At 49.9% G+C, this 19,741-nt stretch carries 15 protein-coding genes; 14 read left to right on the forward strand and 1 reads right to left on the reverse strand.

Features of this window, described 5'->3' with window-relative positions; all coding sequences use genetic code 11:
- Nucleotides 1-2: 2 nt before the first annotated feature.
- The 6 genes from AC0QKW_RS13680 (at nt 3) to AC0QKW_RS13705 (ending at nt 4,779) form a co-directional block, all read left to right on the forward strand.
- Nucleotides 3-911, forward strand: a complete 909-nt coding sequence (locus tag AC0QKW_RS13680; RefSeq protein WP_473151628.1) for a cation diffusion facilitator family transporter — start codon at nt 3-5, stop codon at nt 909-911.
- A 68-nt stretch (nt 912-979) separates the two neighbouring features.
- Nucleotides 980-1,123 (forward strand): hypothetical protein, encoded by a 144-nt coding sequence (locus AC0QKW_RS13685; RefSeq protein ID WP_473151629.1) that lies wholly within the window; start codon nt 980-982, stop codon nt 1,121-1,123.
- Nucleotides 1,124-1,211: 88 nt separating this feature from the next.
- Complete coding sequence (gene arsB, locus AC0QKW_RS13690) at nt 1,212-2,363, forward strand: ACR3 family arsenite efflux transporter (protein WP_473151630.1); 1,152 nt, start codon at nt 1,212-1,214, stop codon at nt 2,361-2,363.
- Nucleotides 2,364-2,476: 113 nt separating this feature from the next.
- Nucleotides 2,477-2,596 (forward strand): hypothetical protein, encoded by a 120-nt coding sequence (locus AC0QKW_RS13695; RefSeq protein ID WP_473151631.1) that lies wholly within the window; start codon nt 2,477-2,479, stop codon nt 2,594-2,596.
- A gap of 125 nt (nt 2,597-2,721) precedes the next feature.
- A complete protein-coding gene (gene pyrC, locus AC0QKW_RS13700; protein WP_473151632.1) occupies nt 2,722-3,750 on the forward strand; it encodes a dihydroorotase in 1,029 nt (342 codons plus the stop codon).
- A gap of 528 nt (nt 3,751-4,278) precedes the next feature.
- Nucleotides 4,279-4,779 carry a GNAT family N-acetyltransferase gene (locus AC0QKW_RS13705; RefSeq protein WP_473151633.1) on the forward strand — a complete coding sequence of 167 codons (501 nt, stop codon included), beginning with the start codon at nt 4,279-4,281 and terminating at the stop codon, nt 4,777-4,779.
- Here AC0QKW_RS13705 and AC0QKW_RS13710 read toward each other — a convergent pair.
- Complete coding sequence (locus AC0QKW_RS13710) at nt 4,766-8,332, reverse strand: WD40 domain-containing protein (protein ID WP_473151634.1); 3,567 nt, start codon at nt 8,330-8,332, stop codon at nt 4,766-4,768. The two genes, AC0QKW_RS13705 and AC0QKW_RS13710, sit on opposite strands and share 14 nt — an antisense overlap.
- Before the next feature lie 374 nt (nt 8,333-8,706).
- Between AC0QKW_RS13710 and AC0QKW_RS13715 the strand changes: the two genes are divergently transcribed.
- The 8 genes from AC0QKW_RS13715 to AC0QKW_RS13750 all read left to right on the forward strand — a co-directional run bounded on the left by AC0QKW_RS13715 (nt 8,707) and on the right by AC0QKW_RS13750 (nt 18,740).
- Entirely contained in the window at nt 8,707-10,011 is a 1,305-nt protein-coding gene (locus AC0QKW_RS13715) for a S8 family peptidase (RefSeq protein WP_473151635.1), read from the forward strand.
- A gap of 68 nt (nt 10,012-10,079) precedes the next feature.
- Nucleotides 10,080-10,994 (forward strand): LamG-like jellyroll fold domain-containing protein, encoded by a 915-nt coding sequence (locus tag AC0QKW_RS13720; protein ID WP_473151636.1) that lies wholly within the window; start codon nt 10,080-10,082, stop codon nt 10,992-10,994.
- 45 nt (nt 10,995-11,039) lie between these two features.
- The gene (locus AC0QKW_RS13725) at nt 11,040-12,800 is read left to right on the forward strand and encodes a hypothetical protein (protein WP_473151637.1); all 1,761 of its coding nucleotides are present in this window, start codon (nt 11,040-11,042) and stop codon (nt 12,798-12,800) included.
- A 92-nt stretch (nt 12,801-12,892) separates the two neighbouring features.
- Nucleotides 12,893-13,978, forward strand: a complete 1,086-nt coding sequence (locus tag AC0QKW_RS13730; protein WP_473151638.1) for a hypothetical protein — start codon at nt 12,893-12,895, stop codon at nt 13,976-13,978.
- A gap of 20 nt (nt 13,979-13,998) precedes the next feature.
- Complete coding sequence (locus tag AC0QKW_RS13735; protein WP_473151639.1) at nt 13,999-15,921, forward strand: hypothetical protein; 1,923 nt, start codon at nt 13,999-14,001, stop codon at nt 15,919-15,921.
- A 2-nt stretch (nt 15,922-15,923) separates the two neighbouring features.
- Complete coding sequence (locus tag AC0QKW_RS13740; protein ID WP_473151640.1) at nt 15,924-17,630, forward strand: hypothetical protein; 1,707 nt, start codon at nt 15,924-15,926, stop codon at nt 17,628-17,630.
- Between the two features lie 8 nt (nt 17,631-17,638).
- Entirely contained in the window at nt 17,639-17,905 is a 267-nt protein-coding gene (locus tag AC0QKW_RS13745) for a hypothetical protein (protein ID WP_473151641.1), read from the forward strand.
- Nucleotides 17,895-18,740 (forward strand): hypothetical protein, encoded by an 846-nt coding sequence (locus tag AC0QKW_RS13750; protein ID WP_473151642.1) that lies wholly within the window; start codon nt 17,895-17,897, stop codon nt 18,738-18,740. Before AC0QKW_RS13745 ends, AC0QKW_RS13750 begins: the two co-directional genes overlap by 11 nt.
- The last annotated feature ends 1,001 nt before the right edge of the window (nt 18,741-19,741 follow it).

The raw sequence follows: 19,741 nt of genomic DNA on the forward strand, positions 1-19,741 counted from the left end.
CTATGGTTCATGCTCACTCCCACCCCCACCATCCCAAGACCTACACCCGCGCCTTTCAGCTCGGCATTGGCTTAAATATTGGCTTTGTGCTGATTGAGGCGGGGTTTGGCTGGGTAACCCAATCCCTAGCGCTGCTGGCCGATGCAGGCCACAACCTCAGCGATGTGTTGGGGCTATTGCTAGCCTGGGGAGCCAGTTATTTAGCCCAGCGCCCGCCCAGCCCCGCCTATACCTACGGCCTCCGGCGCTCTACGATTTTGGCGGCCTTGTTTAACGCCATGCTGCTGCTGCTGGCGGTGGGCGGCATTGCCTGGGAAGCCCTGCGGCGGCTGCAAGACCCCACACCAGTGCCCGGTCTAACGCTGATTTGGGTCGCGGGGGTAGGGGTGGTGATCAATACCCTAACGGCGCTGCTGTTTTTTTCGGGGGGCAAGGGCGATCTCAACATTCGGGGGGCGTTTTTGCACATGGCCGCCGATGCCCTGGTTTCGGTGGGGGTGGTGCTGGCGGGGGTGGCCATTTTGCTGACCGGGTGGCTGTGGTTTGACCCAGCGATCAGTTTGGTGATTGCCGTCGTCATTGTGGCCGGCACCTGGAATCTACTGCGCGAGGCGCTGGGGTTAATTTTGGATCGCGTGCCCAAACACATCGAGCCACTGGCGGTGCGAACATTTCTACGGGAACTGCCAGGGGTGGCGCAAGTCCACGACCTGCATATTTGGGCGATGAGCACGACTGAAACGGCTCTCACCGCCCACCTAGTCATGCCAGAGGGCTGCCCCGAGGACGACTTTCTAGCCCATGCTGCTAATGAACTGCATCATCATTTCGACATCGATCACGCCACTCTGCAAGTAGAACGAGGGAATGGCCAGTTTCTCTGCCGCCTAGAGTCCGACGATCACGTTTAAGTAGATGTGCTTATGACAAAACATTTCAATAATTATTGAACTGTTGAATAGAGCAGTATGGTTGAACCATGGCAAGAGATGCAGCCACCACCATTTTTGCATTCCTCTCCTCAGACGTGCGGCTCGATGCCTTCCGGCTGCTGGTCAGAAAGGGGGCGCGGGGTATGGTCGCGGGGGATACTGCCACGGCTCTAGCGTCAGAGCAGCCATGAACCGCCGCTGAGATAGACGATCGCTCAATTGGCCAGGGTTTGCCGTCGGCGTTTTTTCAAGTCAAAACTCAAGAATTAGGTGCGATGCATGGGTAGTCCACATTCGGATCGTCATCCCTCCCTTGATCAACCCGCTGAAAAATTGAGTGTCTTTCAGCGCTATCTCACCCTGTGGGTGCTGGTCTGCATTGTGGTGGGGATAGCGATCGGGCGGTTGCTGCCAGGGGTGGCCGTAGCGCTAGATGCCATGAGCATCTACCAGGTGTCGATCCCGATCGCCATCTGCTTGTTTTTCATGATGTACCCGATCATGGTGAAAATCGACTTCACCCAGATCGATCGAGCCTTTCGTGCTCCCAAACCCGTGGCCCTCACCCTGGTGGTCAACTGGTTGATCAAGCCCTTCACCATGCTGCTGTTTGCCCAATTTTTTCTGGGCCAGTTGTTTCGGCCTTTGATCACTGGCACTGAACTGATTCGGGGGCAGGAGATTGCGATCGCAGATTCCTACATTGCGGGCACCATTTTGCTGGGCATTGCCCCCTGTACGGCGATGGTGCTGATGTGGGGCTACCTCTCCTTTGGCAACCAGGGGTTGACGCTGGTGATGGTGGCAGTGAACTCGTTGACCATGCTGTTTGTCTACGCGCCCCTGGGCCGCTGGTTGCTCTCGGCCAGCGATCTATCGGTGCCCTGGGCCACGATTGTGCTGTCGGTGCTGATCTATGTGGGGCTGCCGCTGTTGTGTGGGGTCTACAGCCGCCACTGGATTTTGAAACATAAAGGGCAAGAGTGGTTTGACACCAAGTTTTTGAAATACCTCGACCCGGTGGCGATTTCGGCGCTGCTGATTACCCTGGTGCTGCTATTTGCCTTTAAGGGCGAGCTAATCGTCAACAACCCGCTGCACATTGTGCTGATTGCGGTGCCGCTGTTTATCCAAACCAACTTCATTTTCTTAATTGGCTACGCGGCAGCGCTGAAGCTAAATTTGTCCTACGAAGATGCGGCCCCGGCAGCGATGATTGGAGCCAGTAACCACTTCGAGGTGGCGATCGCCACGGCAGTCACCCTATTTGGTCTTAATTCTGGTGCGGCCCTGGCTACGGTGGTGGGGGTGTTAATCGAAGTGCCGGTAATGCTGATGCTGGTGGAAATCTGCAAGCGCACGGCCTTTTGGTTTCCCCGCGAGCCTGAGAAAGCCAGTCTGCGCGACCCCCGCTGTCAAATTTTGAGCTAATCCCAAACCTGAGTCCCATAATCCCGATTCCCAAAAGGCCAAACCGTAGGGGCAAACGGTTGTTTGCCCTGCTGAATCGGGGGTAGCCAAGGAGGATTTAGAATTATTTACTCGTGAATAGTCATTGGGAACGGCTGCTGATCGCCCTGGCCGGTTTTTTGCTAGCCCGCATACTGTTGATGGCCCGCTGGCGACCCCAAGCCGCCCTAGGAGATGGGATCGAGGAAAATTGAGGTAAGACGTGGCCAATCACCCGCCGTAGATAGCCTTGGGTTGCCATCGAGAACCCGCAGCCCATGTGCATAGACGTTGTGATTGCGTGTCTTTGCTAAAGCCCTAGCGGCTTTATACTTACAGTATGCAAAAGCTTACAATCACCCGACCTGATGACTGGCATCTCCATCTACGCGATGGTGCGGCATTGAAAGCGGTTCTGCCCCATACGGTGCGTCAGTTTGCCCGCGCGATTATCATGCCAAACTTGAAGCCCCCAGTGCGTTTGGTCGCTGATGCCGCAGCCTACCGCGATCGCATTCTTGCCGCCGTGCCAGAGGGTCAACAGTTTGAGCCACTGATGACCCTCTATCTCACCGACAACACTAGCCCCGAAGAAATCATCGCGGCGAAAGCTTCTCAGTTTGTCAAAGCGGTCAAGTATTATCCAGCTGGGGCCACAACCAACTCAGACCTGGGGGTGACAGACATTCGCAAGTGCGATCGCGTCTTTGAGGCGATGCAGCAGGTAGACCTGCCGTTACTCCTGCACGGCGAAGTGACCGATCACAGTATTGATATCTTCGATCGAGAGCAGGTATTTATCGAGCGACACCTAATCCCGCTTAAACAACGATTTCCCGGCCTGCGCGTAGTTCTTGAGCACATTACTACCGCCGATGCGGTGCAGTATGTCCTATCTGCAAACAATGTCGCGGCGACCATCACGCCACAACATTTGTTATACAACCGCAATAGCCTGTTCCAGGGGGGCATTTCTCCTCATTTCTATTGCCTGCCAATTTTGAAACGAGAAGAACATCGATCTGCTCTTTTGCGAGCGGCAACCTCTGGTAATCCTAAGTTTTTTCTAGGCACCGATAGCGCCCCCCATCCCCGAAATAGCAAAGAAAGTGCTTGTGGTTGTGCAGGTTGCTATTCGGCTCTCCATGCGATGGAGTTGTATACAGAAGCGTTTGAGAGTGTCGATGCCCTTGATAAACTTGAGGCCTTCGCCAGCTTCTACGGGCCAGACTTTTATCAACTTCCCCGCAATATCGAACACATGACGCTGACCAAAACGACCTGGCGGGTACCCGATGAGATTCCATTTACCGAATCTGCCCTTGTGCCCCTGCGAGCCGGTCAAGAAATGACTTGGCAAATAGCCTGACCCCAGCAACAGCGCAAAAAGAACTGCTTTAGAGCAGGCTAACGGTGCCCATTACCCGATGCAGATATGCTTTGCATCATACCGATGCATCTCGATGGTCGTCGTGCATGGGCATTGTTATACGACTGCAAGCTCACCTTTCATCAATCGAAACGCTTCCAAATCATGATGTTTCCCTTTCCAAAAACCACGCTCCCTAAGTATCCCTTGGCTCTGAAACCCTAATTTCTCTAATAGCCTTCTAGAATAAGAATTTGTGTTCATCAGATTGAATCGTCTATTTCTACTTCTTAAGTTTTCCTCATAGGTTGGGTTACGCTATCCCTAACCTACAGCAGAATAAGGGTTTCAGAGTTTTGTCAGTCAATCAGGGTCTTGGGTCAGAGTTCGGCTTGGCCCTGGCGCAAAGTGGGTTCTGGGTGAGCTGCAACATCGGGCTGTAGATGGCCTATCGCCCTAGACCTATCGGCAAACGGTAGCACTTCCTGTAGGTTACAGAAGGTGTTTTTTGCTGTAGCTGTACCCGATATGATTGCTTCCCCTACCTCCCCCGCCTGGGACATTCGCCCTGCCACTGCCGCCGATGTACCCGCCCTGGTGGCGCTGATCAAGGCCCTGGCGGAGTACGAAAAGCTGACCCACGAGGTCACCGGCAAACCGGAGAATTTGGAGCGGGCCCTGTTTGGCGATCGCCCCTACGCCGAGGCCGTGCTCGCCTGGGTCGATGGCACCCCGGTGGGTATGGCCCTATTCTTTCCTAACTTTTCGACCTTTTTGATGCAGCCGGGTATCTATCTGGAAGATATTTTTGTGCAGCCCGACTACCGAGGACAGGGTATCGGCAAAGCCCTGCTGGTGCACGTGGGCAAACTCGCTCTAGAGCGCGGCTGCGGTCGCTTTGAATGGAGTGTGCTCGACTGGAACACCCCGGCGATCGAGTTTTATCAGCGCATGGGGGCCGAGATCAAACCCGAGTGGCAGACCTGCCGGGTGACAGGGGCAGCCCTGGCGGCCTTTAGTGAAATGTAGGGCGGATGGCCGCAGAAATTGCATCTATGGCACCCAACCGCTTCAGGCTGGCTTTTTGGGCTTCAGAAATGCCTGTGGCCCCAGCAATATTCATGCCTTCGTAGGGGCGATCGCTCTGCAAGGTTTTCACAATTTCCTGGGTCTGCCCATCCCACAGTTGAATGGGTTGTTCAAAATAGGCCATAGCCAGCAGGTTATGATTTGGGTTCCAGTCTACGGCCATTCCCCAGTTTTTGCCTTGAATAACCTGCTGGCATTTGCCAATGTTGACATCCCAAATTCGTATGGTTGAGTCAGTACAGGCGCTGGCCAATCGCTGACCGTCAGCACTCCAGGCCACCGAGTAAATATGCCCAGGCACATGACCCTGCAAAGTGTCTAAACATTTGCCAGTATCTAAATCCCAAAGATGAATATTACCGGCATAGTCTCCACTCGCTAGAACTTGGCCATCGGGGCTAAAGGCCAAAGAATGGACAGGATGATCGACGACAATGAGGCGATCGCACTCCCCCCGAGTCATATTCCAAAATCGAATTGTGCCATCTAGACTGGCCGTTGCCACCCGATCGTCCGATGGAAACCAAACCACAGAATTGACCTGATTATTGTGCTCCGACAGGGTCAATAGACATTGACCTGAATGGATATCCCAAAGCTTGACCGTCTGATCGTTGCTGCCACTGATCACACAATTACCGTCGGGGCTCCAGGCCACCGATCGCACCCAACTGTAATGCCCCCGTAGAACGGTCAAGCATTGAGCCGTTTGCACATCCCAGATGCGAACTTCCCCATTGGCACTAGAACTGGCGATTAGGCGCTCGTCGGGGCTCCAGGCCACCCCCAGCACACCACTGTCATGCCCTTGAAAGACGTTGAGGCATTCGCCCGTTTGACTGTGCCACAGCTGTACGGTGTGATTCGTGCTGCCCACCAGCAGGCGAATCCCATCCTTGCTCCACCGCACACACCAGGAGGCATTGCTGTAGCCTCGCAGGGTTTGAGTGCACTCCCCCGTTTCGGCATTCCAACGTTTGATCACCTGGTCATGGGATACGCTGGCGATCGCCTTGCCATCTCTGCTCCAGGCCGCTGCCCACACCCAGTTTTGATGCCCCTGCAAGACCTGCCGGGGCTGAAGCTTCTGATCCCACACCGTGATGGTGTGATCGATACTGCCCCCCACCAACCGCTCCCCATTGGGGCTCCACTCCAGACGAACGATGCAATCTCGGCTAGAGGTCGCGGCTAAACAGTCCCCCGTCTGCCAATCCCAAAGCTTGACGGCGCGATCGTGGCCACTGCTGGCCAGCAGGGTGCCATTGGGGTGCAGGGCTAGCGAAAACACCCAGTAGTCATGGGCTGGAATCACTCGCAGGCATCTGCCCGTCACCACATCCCACAACTTGATAGTGTGATCGCTGTAGGCTCCGGCCAGCACCGCTCCATTGGCCAGCCAGGCCACAGAAAAAACCCAGTTGTGGGCTTCATCATCAGCGCCTAAACGGGTTAGGTACTCTCCTGTTGCCCCATCCCACACCATAATGAAAGGTGTCTGTCCCCCACAGGCCAGTTGGGTGCCGTCGGGGCTCCAGGATAGGGTATAGACCCAATGGGGGTAATCTGAAAAGTCTTGCAGCCATCGGCCCGTGCGGCTATCCCAAAGTTGAACCCTCTGGTCGATACTGGCAGCAATGGTGACACCATCGGGATGCCAGCTAACCCCCATCACCCACCCTTGATTGCCCTGAATGGTGATCAGCGGCAGCATTTCTTCAAACTGCCAAATGTGTAAACCACCATTGGTATCGCCAAAGGCAAAGCGCTGACCATCGGGGCTGAGTTTTAGCCAGACTCCGCCCGCAAAAATTTGGGTAAATGCCGTTTGAGCAAAGTGGGCCGATTGAAAATTCACCTGCGGCAGATTGGCCGCCTGGAGGTCGGCATGGCGAATGGTGAGGCGGGAAAGGTCATAGCCGGTCAGGTCTATCTTTAAATGCAGACAAAGGTTGATCAGGTTTCCAGGGCCGTAGGCATTAACCTGGGTTGGAGAACTTTTTAAGGCCAGCAAAACAGATCGTAGATGTTGCGCTAGCTCTTCAGTGTTGTGATGAAATACTTTCTGGAGTTGCTTTGCCAGTGAATCTAAGATCACTCGAATCTGGCTTTCTCGGATATAGTCTAGAACGGTTGTCTTGATCAGAGCGTAATGATTGAGGCTGCTGGATTCTCCTTGCTCCAGTTCAGTCGTCAGCTGCCGAATCAAACGGTCGGTGACATACTCCATAATCACGGGCTGTTGAGTGTATTCTCCCATGGTTTTGCCGTTGCCCTTCACCACTCGCTTCTCAACTAAACTGCGCCCGGTGAGAGATTCTAATGCCTCTAGCAAACTGGCCTGAGATATAGACGGGACTATGTCGGCTTGCAGGGTGACAATCGCCGTCCACTCCCGGTTGATCGCCAGCCAATACATGATGGTTTGCTCTAGAGGCGACAACCGCTCAAACTGCTGCTCTAGCAGCCGACGAATGCCGTTAAACATAGGTGTCTCTGTGGCAAAGAAGGCAGCAATATCGCCCTCAAATAGACTGTGAATCGAGGTCGCTACCATTTTTAACGCCAGGGGGTTGCAGCGGTACAGCCCACACAGCCGATGTTTTTCGTCATCGCTGCCCATTAATTGCTTAGCCTCAATCAATGCTAGCGAGGCGGCCAAAGAGCCTTGCAGCGATAGCAAACGCACGGCCCCCTGGTTTTCTTCTAATAGAGCCACCTTGGTTGATTTCTCTCGACTGGTCAACACAATGCAGCTCTGGTGAACTGCTTCTCCCAGCATCAAAAACAGGTCGCCGTAGTTGGCAAACTGGCTTTGGTATTGCCCCCCCTGCGCTCTGGCCTGCAAAAGGGTCTCCTGGTTATCGAGAATTACCAGGCAGCGGTGGATTTGCAGCCAGTGGAGCAACCGCTCGGGCTTGGCCTGACGGTCTTGCTGGCCAGACACAAAGGGCACCAGTTCAGCCAGCAGAGTCTCTAAGGGTGGGGCGTTGCGAAGCGATCGCCAGATCACAAAATCAAACTCTCCAGCCACCTGCCGTGCCACTTTGGCCGCCAGAAAACTCTTGCCAATGCCGCCCTGCCCCGCGATCGCCACCAACCGACAGCGCTGCTCAGCAATGCACTGAGTCAATTGCTCAATCTCATCCCGCCGTCCCTGGAAGGCACGCACATCCGGCACTTCGCCCCAGTCTACCGCCCGCTTTACCGCAGGCAAACGATGGGGCAGCGGATTTTCCAGGTTGGTCAGGATGGCGCGGAGGGTGGTTTTGCTAACCTTGCGATCAAGGGCTTCGCTCAACAACTTCCAGAACTTGGGGCCAATGTCGCGTTGCAAATAATTGACGGTGTAGCCAGAGCGTTCGGCAATGCGATCGTAGGTGAGATTTTCCCAGGCTCCGTACACCAGAGCAATTTCAACTTGGGTTAGCGGCCTCTCAAATTTGTTATTAAAAGCACAGTTCAAGAACTCCAACGCCTGATCAAAATCCATGAGTTGTCTTTAGGGAGATGCGTGATCTGAATTACACCATACTTTCCCTACCTAACTCCATACTTTCCAGAAAAGACAGCTCTCTAGAGTTTTGGTATATTGTCGGACAGTTCTACAGCAGTTCTTACTGACATAGGTCAGTTGCAATATCTACGGCACTCATGCTGCCAACCTGCTGTTGTAATGCAACCCATCAGAGGCTGCTATAAGTTAGCCGATTTGCATGAAATAATTTGGTAGAAACTCAACTGTGGAGCAGACCTTATTAGTGGGTTTTGTTCTGCCTGTCACTACCTCCACTTCTCAAAAATTGTAAGCCTCCAGATTTTTGGCTACCTGAAAGATGCGTTTTAGCTCCCGCGCATGGCTTGATTATGAAGCCCCACATTAAGCTCAAAATTAAGCCAGGGATTGTCATCGACCCTTTGCCTGACTGGCAAGATCTGCTGTGCGATCGCAAGCTGGCCAATGCCCATTTGCACCCCAGCATTGACAGTCTTTTAGATGCCTATGGGGTGGCCGTTTGGGTCACCCATGAGTATCGACCCGCTGGTCAAGATTGGGATGCCGCAGAGCGGGCTAGCGGTCTTGATCGCGTGTATCGGTTGATTGTGCAGCGGCAGCAGACGATTCCGGGGCGCTTGATAGATGAGCTAGCAGCGTTACCCATGGTGGAAGAGGTGCAAGTGGGGGCGATCGCCCAAGCCGACTTGCCACACCTCATGCCCCAGCAAATGAGTGCCACAACCGATCTGCGATCGCGCCGCGCCATTTATTTAGAGGAAGCCCATCGCTATACCCAGGGCGATCCCAGAATTACGGTGGCCGTGTTAGATACGGGCGTCAACTTAAGCCATCCTGAGCTGCGAGAGGCACTAGTGCCAGGCTATGACTTTGTTGACATTATCGATGGGGCAGGCAAGTTTGCCGGTGACTACCTAGGCTACGACGAGGTTCCTGAAGATGAGGTGGGGCACGGCACCCACGTAGCAGGAATTATTGCCGGAAAGGGCATCAACATGCCGGTGGGAGTGGTGCCCAAGTGCAAGATCATGCCGGTGCGCGTACTGGGTGCGATGGAGCGGGGGGGCAAGCGAGTCGGGGCAGGCCTGGTCGATAACATCAATGCCGGGATCAAGTGGGCGATCGACCACGGGGCAGATGTGATCAACATGAGCCTGGGCATTCAGCATACGGGGGGTGGGCTGCCCCATCAGGAGGTGGTGGACTATGCCAAGCAAAAGGGAGTCACCATTGTGGCGGCCTCTGGTAATGATGGGCAAGAAAACCTTTACTATCCAGGAGCACTGCCCTATGTGATTACGGTGGGGGCTTTGGATGAGTTGGGAGAGGTTGCGCCGTTTTCGACCTATGGCAAACAGGTAAGCTTGGTTGCCCCAGGCACGAATATTTACAGTACCTATTTGGAGAATGACTATGCTTTTTCAACGGGGACTTCTCATGCATCGCCCTTTGTGGCAGGGGCAGTGGCATTGTTGAAAGCTTATGGATTGGCGGAAGGAATGCAGCTGCTGGATAATCAGCTAAAGCATATATTAAAGCATTCTTCTAACAAGCTCACGACCACATTTAAGCATCAAAAATCCGGCTTTGGATGTGTGAACTTGCTAGATGCTTTACGATTACTAGAGTCAAAAATTTCGACTGACAAAAAATAAATTTTTACTATCTAAAAGACAAATTTTAGCCACCTCAAACCAGTTCTATCTCTGATCAAAAAGGAACGATGATGAGCCGTAGCAACAACACTCTGGAATTATACCTAAAGCTTGATCGCATCTTAGATGACAGAATACTAGAAGACTCTTCTGGCAAAAAGCGAAACGCGACGCTCAATGACAAATTTTTCAAAATAGTTGCCGACGATTTCTTCGGCAAATGTCTAGAAGTTAGCTCTGATCCAACACAATCTGACAGCCAAACGGGAATAGAAATCACTCCAGATGTAATCAAAGCCGGGAAAGAAATCAGCATTAGTTTTTGGGCCTATGGCGGAACTAATCTATTCGAGAGAACAAGCATTTTCCAAGCTGATATCGCCCAGTCTCGTGGGCTTATAATCGTTCAAATTCCTTGGGATAATCTCATAATATTTGATTGTGGCAATAACAAGCAAGGTGCTAGCCAGGTAGACAGGATACAAACGAATATCTCTGACTCAGAGCTGAAAGGTAAATGGCATTGCTGGACATTTACAAAAAATATAGAAACAGGAGAAATGAAAATTTTTCTCAATGGACAACTTCGGCATTTAGATGCTAAGAAGATGACAAAGATGCTTCATGCGCCAGCAAAGGTGCAGTTGTGTCCTAATTATGGCTATCAGGGCAAATTAGCGCATTTTCGGATTTATAGCCATGCACTGTCTGATCTGGAAATCAGGCGTAACATGGTGTTAGATCTAATGACTGGACTAGAAACCGATTCAGCATCTTTGAGCGATATTCTTTCAAGCAGTTTAGATAAGTTGAAGGATTCAAACAGATCCCTATATGAGGACATCATTTTGGGTATCGCAGGTCAATTAGATGAAGATATGAGGGAACAAGTCAAAAAGAAATTTAGGGAATTTCAACAAGATCGGAATTGGGAGTCAATTAAAAATCTGTTTGAGCTAGAAAATGTGAAGCTTTCTAGCTAGCTATAGCTTTGAGACAAATGTCGTGATTCTAAGTAAGGAGTAATCGTGTTACAGGTCAATTCTTCCGCTAAATATGCTATTGATCCATATCGGCAGATTCATCCACCTCGACAGGTGCTCGACCAATTTGCGATCGAGGCTTTGGAAAAAACTAAAGCTGACTTGATCGGCACAAAAGATCTTGAATCACTTAAAAAAGATGTTCGAGAGAAAGATGTTTTAGAAAGTGAAATTCATGATTTATCGCAGAAGCTTGATCAAGCTGCATTAGAAGATGTTGATCGGCTCCTACTGTCAACTCCTGAGATTTATGCAGTAATTCTTAAAGAATCCTTAGATGAGGCAATCTTTTCAAGCTCCAATGCAAAGGATTCCACAGCACTCTATAATGCCGTTCAACGAAAGACTCACAATGGTTATCGAAGATGGTTTTTAGCTAGGCTTGTTGAAGGTGTTTTTAGTTCGAGAAGAATCACAGTTGACACTTCTCCAGAATGGAAGCAGTTAGATGATCTAACTTTAAATAAGTCAATTTCTATAAGAAAAGGGCAGGTAGAGCCTGCTGTCATGGATTTGCTTTCAAATATTTATCGGGATGGTGGGCTTGCCTATCATCTCAATGAATATATAGAAAGGCAAAAAGTCATTCCTAAAACGGCATTTACTCCATCGGTCAAGCAAGGCATGATCGATTATCTTGTTAGTTCTAAGATATCAATTCAGCCAGCGGAAGATCAATCAAAAAACGGTTTCAAAATTGAAGAAGCTGACAAATATTTTGCTCTTTCTTATAGTGAGGCACTGAAGCTTAGCACAGTTAAAGATGACCCTATTGATCAGTTTCGTGTCAAAGGCGGGAAAGTAGACTGGGATTTTACGATTGATACATTTGATCATCCAGATATCGTTCAAGGGGTAATTCCTGAAAATATCAGAGCTGCCGGGGCAGTGGACTATGTCTACACTATGGGCGAGGCATTACGTGTGTTTGATGTAGCCAATGCTCTTGTTTTACGTTGGGCAGGTGGCATTCTAGATATACCAGCAGGAAAAACTGCCTCTGATCTGTACCGATTTCACAAATTACGGAATGAGCGTTCTACCTTTGAGGAGCGCGCCATGCTCTATAAGCGAATACTAAATAAGGGAGATGGAAAATTACTTTCTAACATGGTAGCCAATACAGCATTTCCCCAGTTATGGCACAAGCTTATGGTGGAAATAACTGAGTATATTCGCAAAACTGAAGGTAGCCAAAATGGGCAGGCTTATGTATCGCGAGCCCAAGTATATCAAGCGACTAAGAACTTGCAGCATAACTTGTCAGAAACCATGACAGGCATGGCGCACATTCAAGTTACCGAGGATTATGCCCATCTGCAAGAGGCAGTAGAAATCCTCAAGGCCGAGGAAATTCTCAACGTGTTTGGTGGCCGTCGAAAGACCATTTGGAGTGTCATTTCTCAGATCGCGAAAGAGGACTTAGGAACAATAGTGCCGACTGCTCCTTTGAGAACTTTAGCGATTGAAGGCAACAAGATTTTTCAGTGGGTTGCTGGATTTAATGAAGGAGTTGTTCGAGAAGGTGAATTTCGAGAGTTCTTGAGTGCTGCAGAAGCCTGGATCATTGCCCAGGCTTCTCTAGATTCGACGAATGATGGTGCTCAATTCCCTCAACAATCAGCGCAGCCGCAGATGCCTGATTTCTTTAATAACATGAATATGCCTAGCATGAATATGCCCAGCCTTAGCAACAACAATACGCCTGGCTTTGCTCAGCAGGACGATGAGTTTGCTAACTGGTAATTCGGTGCTAATTGGAAGCATATAAAGAACAGTTTTGCCTCAAACCGTCAAGTTGTTAATTTGGTCTATCAAATCAAAAGGAATTGATTGCTGTGCTAACTCCTGAAGAACTAAAAAACCAGGCTCGAACCAAAGTCCGTGCGATTCTTGCTGAATCTGAATCCTTTCGGAATATGAGCAAGGAGCAACAATTTGCTTTTTACAAGGATTTAGTCGATAAAACCTACCAAAAGCTACTTCAACAGAGTGAATCCGCTCAGGCAATGAGCGTATCAACACTCAATCGGGATAATCAAACGCATCACACTACACTCGCTCGCCAATCTGGGTTAGCAACAGCTCTATCTAACTCCAATCCTGAAAACATTCAGAAAGCAGGAGATAATTTTAAGAATTTAGTAGATAAAGTCGATTTCCCAGGCTTTGTTCGCGATTTGTTGAACGGCGTCTTTAACGCGAATTTAGAAGCCAATGAGCGGCAAATGGAAGCATATCAACGCTTATTGGCACAGGCGACAAAAGGAGTTAATGAGTTCGCCAAAGATGTGACTGATATGGATGCGTTGATGAAAATGGTGGAAACAAGTGGCGGCTATAGCTTGGGTCCTCCTAGCCCTCTAGGATCTATGGCGGGAGATGCTGAGGGGCTTCCAACTTTGATCGATAGTGAAACGAAGCAACCCGTGGATATGAATAATAGTGCCATTCAGGGAAAAATTATTGAAGCTAAATTAGCTTTAGCCAAGGAAAAACGTACTATGCTTCGAGAAACTATTTTGATGGGTGTTTCTCGACTAGTGGTAGAAAAAGGAATTATTCGGGCTGAGGTAGAGTTTCAGATTGATGCTAATGCCTCAACAGAGGACACTAGCAATAATACCAATGATACGAAAAGCGATGCTAAATTTAATGCCAGTGGAGGTGGTGGATGGGGGCCTTGGAAAGCACAGGCTTCTACCAATCTATCGCGAACAACCTCACAAGTCAGTATCGCAACATCTAAAGACACAACCAACACAAATGCCAGTGCAAAGTTAAAGGGGTTTGTTGAGATACAGTTCAAGTCTGATTACTTTAAGCTTGACAATTTCGCATCGACGTTTGATTTAGGAAAGGGCCGAGTCGATCCTGGCACTGTCGCGCAATCAGATAAGGCGTTGCCTGCTGGTGGATCTTAGTCATGGATGGGTGATGGATAATGGCGCTTGCGATGCTTAAGTTTCTAGATCAGAGTGACATCCATTATCGCTTCAATGTCGATCTGGGCGTGAATCACTATTACACCTACAGTATTGGTTCTGGTCAGACTAAAGCCCCAAATGGTCTGCCTCAACTGACCTCAATCAGATTCACCTCGCTGCTCATGGGTCCACTACCGGATGAAAGCCTTGGTCGCACGGTTCTGGAAGTCCCCAATCAACAGGTTGATGCCCACAACCGCTTTATCCAGCTTTTCAGCTTTCGCACTGCCGACAGAGTTGGACCCGCCATCTCTGAAATTATTGAAATCAGCTCTATCTCTTCCCCACTGCCGACCTCAACTCTGCCGTTTAGCCTAGCTACAGCTATGACCAGTCGCCCTGTTGAAACAATCCCGTTTCAGTATCGGGAAACCCAGCCTGTCAGTTCAGCCATGTTTCTGGATGCGGTCCGCAAGGTGGCAAAAGCTGTAGGGATTCATTCAGAGAAAACATCGGTCAGCGCAAATATACCTTCGCCCAATGGGTCAATGGCACCGGGGCGTGAAATGCAGTTCGGAAGAAGCTTCTCTTTACTCCCTCACCCACCTAATTATTTCGCTCAGGCGAAAGGTGTTGCGCTGCTTGAGCGACCGCAAGCGTCCACGGTTTTATCCATTCCCTCTACCGGTGTGGAAGAGAGAGCCGTGCCAGCAACTTTAGCCATTGAGCCAGAGTTATTAGTACTACTGCAAAAGGTATTTACTCCTGAAACCCTGAAAGCGATTCAGTCTATGCCGCTGGGTCAAGCATTAGCAACCATTACCCAGGGGTTAATGGATATCAGCAAGAGTTTACCCGGCGTCACCGAGGCAGCGGCAGCGCGTTCGATTGCCCAGGCTTTGACTCAGTCAGAGCACACGCCCCTTTCTCTCGCGCAGGGGCTTAGCGTTGGACTAACGACTTCGACTACAGCGATGGAGTTTCAACGCATTGATGCGGTGCAGTTGAAGTTTACCGATACGACCACCCTAATGATGAATGGGCGATCGCACCCTATCTACCGCTATGACCAGCAAATCGCATTTCCACTAACTGTGGAAACCCCACGCCCGATCAGCAAGGGCATTATGCAACTGGTAGTGAAGCACCCGAAGACGCTAGAGGTGCTGCTGGAGGAGAAATATCGGCTAGAGAATATTACTCCCGGGGCACTGGCAACGGTGCCCAAGTTATCGCCAGAGCGGTTGCGTGCTCTTGCTCCGAATCAGGATTATCTAGTCTGTGTCAGCTTGATCTGGCAGGCTACCTCCAACAAGACTCAACAGAAAAAACGACTGGGCGCCAGCCTGTCGCAGGTGATCACGCTGGTTGGTGAATATAGTTTTGACCGGATTGAAGGCACCGCCGAGGTGGTACCGCTGAATGATGTCGATCGCTTTCGCGACTACTGGCACAAGGTGTGGGAAAAGGAGTTTTCGGGGATGGCGCGGCGCATATCGCTGGACTGCAAGTATTACTTGACCCTGGAACCAGAGCGCACCAACCATGCCCGCATGGAGACAGTGACGAAGCTAGAAGACGATGGCTCTACAAGGCTAAACGGCAAGCTGAAGACAGGGTTAATTATGAGTCCCTCTCGGCTGAATGAGTTAATTCCCCAGATTTCCAGCCACCCCTCGTTGAGTGCAGCGGAACTGGAAGCTTTGATAGCTCCAGAGTTTCAGCAGCAGTGCAGCTTTGCGGCGCGGAGTGCGGTGGAGTTTAACGGCAAGCCGGGAGATCTGGCGGGGCTATGGACTTATCCAGAGATGAAAGTGCAGCGGGTGTTGTTGAAGCAGGCGGGAGAGACGAATGCCAATGGGCTGGTGTTGGCATTAACGGAACGTGAGGTCTATTTTCCGATAGTGGCGATCGTTCACTTTATTGGAGTCGGGAACTAATCATGAGCCAGCACAATAGCCAATTTCCAGTGAACCGCTCCGGGTTGAACTATGCCCTCTCCAATGAGCCGCTTCTACTCAATGGCATGAAAGTCTTGTTTGACCAATCAACCCCAGCTTACCCGGTGAATCTCCAATCAAAAGAAGCTACCCCTCAGGTGGCTTCTAAACTGGAACGCTTAGCTCAGCAAAAAAGCCAGTACTCTTATCCTTTAGGTAACGGTACGGCTGGAGGCAAGAAAGGAATTCCACTTCTAGGGCTTACCCCTGATACTAGATATGAACCAGGTGACGCAGCAGCACCAAGAGGAAGAACCTTAGTTGTAACGGGTTCGCCCAAAAGTTCCCCATCTTTACCTCCTACCAGAACTTATGCAGCCAGGTATTACGATGGACTCTTGTCAACCGACTTTGAAAAACTAGTCAATACCTACAATGATGAACTAGCCAAGAAAGTGGCTTCAATATGGACACCTAAAGTAAAAACCAAAGTTTTCTTAGAAATAAATGAAGACTATAAAAAATATATTAGTGAGCAGAATTATAGGGAAGCCGACAATACAACAAACCTCTTCTTATTGACGATAAACGGGCTAAGCCTTGATCCACATCCAGAGCGGGCTTCTGGCAAGTTGTATAGCAATTTATTAGATGGGTATACTGAAGCTAAATCAGAAATCGCCAAGTTGGCAGCTGATGACTTTGAAGAAAAGAAAATAGATATTCGAGAAGGAGAAATCCAACTTCTTCCTGCTCCTCGCTTGAATCCTGATGAAATCAAAGCATTCGAGAAAGACAAGGAAATTGAAGCTTTACTGAAAAGTCATAATGACTTCTTAGAAAATAAGCCTGTAATGCGAGGATATCTTCAGGAGTCTTGGAGTTATAAAGAAAGGTATGACGATCATTCTAGTGATGCACTTAGAAACGGATCAAAAGAACTTTTTTCGCTAATTAAAAAACAGATCATAGAAAAAGAGTATTCGCCTGAATCATTACGGATTCTCATAGATCTGTTTGTACTAATAAGAGAAAGCGAAAGCTTAAAAGACAACTATGAAAATAAATTAGAAGATTTAGTTCAAATTGAAGAAAGCACTGCTGAAGAAGTTGCTTACAAAACTAGATTAGGAAAATTAGAAGAGCTTCAAGAGGCTATTTTAGATCAGCCCGAAGGAGTTGGCTATGGTCCTAGAACCCTAAAGGCAGTGGGGTACGGTAAGGTAGCTGCGGGGACAGTCGCTGGGTATCTTGCTGGCTTAGATCCTTCAAGAGTAACACCAACAGTTTTAGCTGCAGGTAAAGCAGCTATAAGTATAGAGTCAACAATTAGGCATATAAGAAACTTAGAATTTTTGAGAAAAAATCTACCCCTAGAAACTAGGGATAAATTGAAAGAAATCATAAGTTTTATTATCACCCAAAAAAGTTATAAAGTTGGGACAAAAACCACGGGGGCAGCAGCAAGTATCATTCCGCTGGGTTCAACCAGTGTTAGTACGCTTACCACAGCATACAACAAAACCACGTCCGACACCAGAAATTTCTATGCAAACTACTTACTTAATGAATATTGCCATGGCGGTGCAGATAAGCAGTTTGCAGGACTAATTATACTGGAATTAGTGGGGGCCAAGAAATTTAGAGTAGTCGTTACACAAACTGATGAGGGTAGAAGTATTCTTGCAGGTAAAATGGCAGCGGGTTAGTTGAATCTATGAATATTGAAAACAATATCCATGTTTCCTTCCTTAAAGTGATACAACAACTCACTAATCTCACCGATCGCCTTGAAGATACGCAATCTGGGATGACGATGGAAATTGAACAGGTCACGGTTAATTTACCGATTGAATTGAATGTTGCCAGCGCGGAGGATGTGCTCTCGCTCTATAGTTCGGCTCCCACCCAAACGGTTGAAACCACCGTCTTTCCAGTTTTACACCGTATGACACTCACAATCGTTCCCACTGATGGTCAATAATGAGAACCATTCCTGGAATTTACAAGCCTTTTTAGACTCACTCATTTTCGAGCTAGACAAGGCCCAGGATCAGCTGTCCGTCAAAGGGTTGAACCGCAAGCTCACCTACATGGTCAAAGACATGAACCTGGAACTTCAACTCTTCCCCGAATTCGACGGCGACACCGTTCGCTTTACCACTGCTAAATCCGGCGATACTGGAGCCTCCAAAATCTCGCTTCAACTTGGCTCCATCCGCGACAGCCAAATCCCAGAAGTTGCTCGTCCGCCTCTTACTCACAACGATACCTCTCTAGATGCGATTGGTTTACCCGAGCCCCAGCAAAAAGAACTTAAAAAACTCGGCATTCAATCCGCCGAAGACTTAAAACGCACCGTCAAAGATCGCAACATCGATCTAGAAAAAGTTACCGATCAGAAGTTTGACTACGGCAATCTGGCTAAAGCCATCAACCAATCTCGCAACGGTTCCCCCAACGTCTCCCAGGCTCAAAGCCAGGTTGACCTCGACCCCCAGACGGCTTTTACCGACAACCTGACCCATTCCATTAACCAATCCCGTCGCCGCCAGTATCCCCCCAAGGTGTCTCACGCCCGGGTTTCCCAAGTTGAAGGCAAAACCGTCCTCATCCTGGACGGCGAAAATCTGGCGATGGCTCAATCTCTCAAAGACTTTCCCTCTGCGGTGCTGAACGATCGCCCCATTCCGGTGCTCTCCGCTACCCCCAAACAGATCCAATTCCAAATTGAGCCCGCCTCTCTCCAGGGCCAATCTCACCAACTCCAGGTCGCCCTCGACCCCTACGCCGTCTTCACCATGAACCTGCAACCCTAGTCCTAATTTGCCATGTCGCCCTCCCTTCCCCCCTGCAATCGCCTCCTCGCCCTGGAGCAAGAACTCCAAGCACGAAGACCAGTCGTTATTCAGCAAAACCCCAACCAGTCACAACGAAGCGCACAAAGGACACAGACAAGAGGCATCCACGCTGAGGCAGCATCAGCAACATTGGCTTCTACCCCTTCTTCCCAACCAACCCTTCAATCTCCCCAGCACCGTCGCGCCCCTGTCCCCAAAACATCTCCTACTCTGTCTCCCTGGCAGCTCCTATCCGCCCAGTTAACCGGGCACTCCCTGCCAGACCACGGGGCTTCCTTCCCAGAGCCAGATTTAACACCACTTCACTTCCCGTCCCACCCCACAAGCTTCGCCCAGGAAAAATCCCTTCCTACCTCTCCTCATCCAACCAGACCCATTGCCAGAGCACCCCGTCCTCTAATCAGCCCACCCCCTGTCATTCCAAGTCACCCCCAAGATAACCAGGAAGATTCCGCCTCAGAAGACGCTGCGCCTTTAACCAGTTGGAAAGACCTGGCTGACCAAATCCAACAGGCGCGACCGCGATCAGTACAGCAAAGCCACATACCCCACCTCTCAGCGATTCCCCCAGAAGCAGTAACGCTATCAGCCTCAGCTAATCAGGCTACGGAAGAACTACCAGAACCCCAGCCTTCCCAACCTGAATATCGGACAGCAGAGAATTCTGCGCCACTAGAGTTGCACCAAGTAGCTATTGGTTCAACCCCTGGTCCGGCAGTACTTTCTGGTATCACAACCAAACAGTCTTCTCCAACCGTGCAGGAAGAGCCTTGCAAGACCTGGAAGCAGAACCTTGAAAGCATCAGCACGATCGATATCGCAGCCACGACAGTAGATCATTCTGAACCCTCCAGTAATGCCCCAGTAGAAGTGGTAACGGAAACGGCGATCGTTCCCATTGTTGCTTCTGACAATGACAGTGCATTATGGCCGCACTCTCCCTCCAATTGGGGAGCCCT

Source organism: Pseudanabaena sp. PCC 9330 (assembly GCF_055795045.1).

Bases quoted from the DNA above. Each gene is read 5' to 3' on its own strand.
- AC0QKW_RS13680 (WP_473151628.1), top strand. From the start codon at position 3: ATGGTTCATGCTCACTCCCACCCCCACCATCCCAAGACCTACACCCGC.
- AC0QKW_RS13685 (WP_473151629.1), top strand. From the start codon at position 980: ATGGCAAGAGATGCAGCCACCACCATTTTTGCATTCCTCTCCTCAGAC.
- arsB (WP_473151630.1), top strand. From the start codon at position 1,212: ATGGGTAGTCCACATTCGGATCGTCATCCCTCCCTTGATCAACCCGCT.
- pyrC (WP_473151632.1), top strand. From the start codon at position 2,722: ATGCAAAAGCTTACAATCACCCGACCTGATGACTGGCATCTCCATCTA.
- AC0QKW_RS13705 (WP_473151633.1), top strand. From the start codon at position 4,279: ATGATTGCTTCCCCTACCTCCCCCGCCTGGGACATTCGCCCTGCCACT.
- AC0QKW_RS13710 (WP_473151634.1), bottom strand. From the start codon at position 8,332: ATGGATTTTGATCAGGCGTTGGAGTTCTTGAACTGTGCTTTTAATAAC.
- AC0QKW_RS13715 (WP_473151635.1), top strand. From the start codon at position 8,707: ATGAAGCCCCACATTAAGCTCAAAATTAAGCCAGGGATTGTCATCGAC.
- AC0QKW_RS13720 (WP_473151636.1), top strand. From the start codon at position 10,080: ATGATGAGCCGTAGCAACAACACTCTGGAATTATACCTAAAGCTTGAT.
- AC0QKW_RS13735 (WP_473151639.1), top strand. From the start codon at position 13,999: ATGGCGCTTGCGATGCTTAAGTTTCTAGATCAGAGTGACATCCATTAT.
- AC0QKW_RS13740 (WP_473151640.1), top strand. From the start codon at position 15,924: ATGAGCCAGCACAATAGCCAATTTCCAGTGAACCGCTCCGGGTTGAAC.
- AC0QKW_RS13745 (WP_473151641.1), top strand. From the start codon at position 17,639: ATGAATATTGAAAACAATATCCATGTTTCCTTCCTTAAAGTGATACAA.
- AC0QKW_RS13750 (WP_473151642.1), top strand. From the start codon at position 17,895: ATGGTCAATAATGAGAACCATTCCTGGAATTTACAAGCCTTTTTAGAC.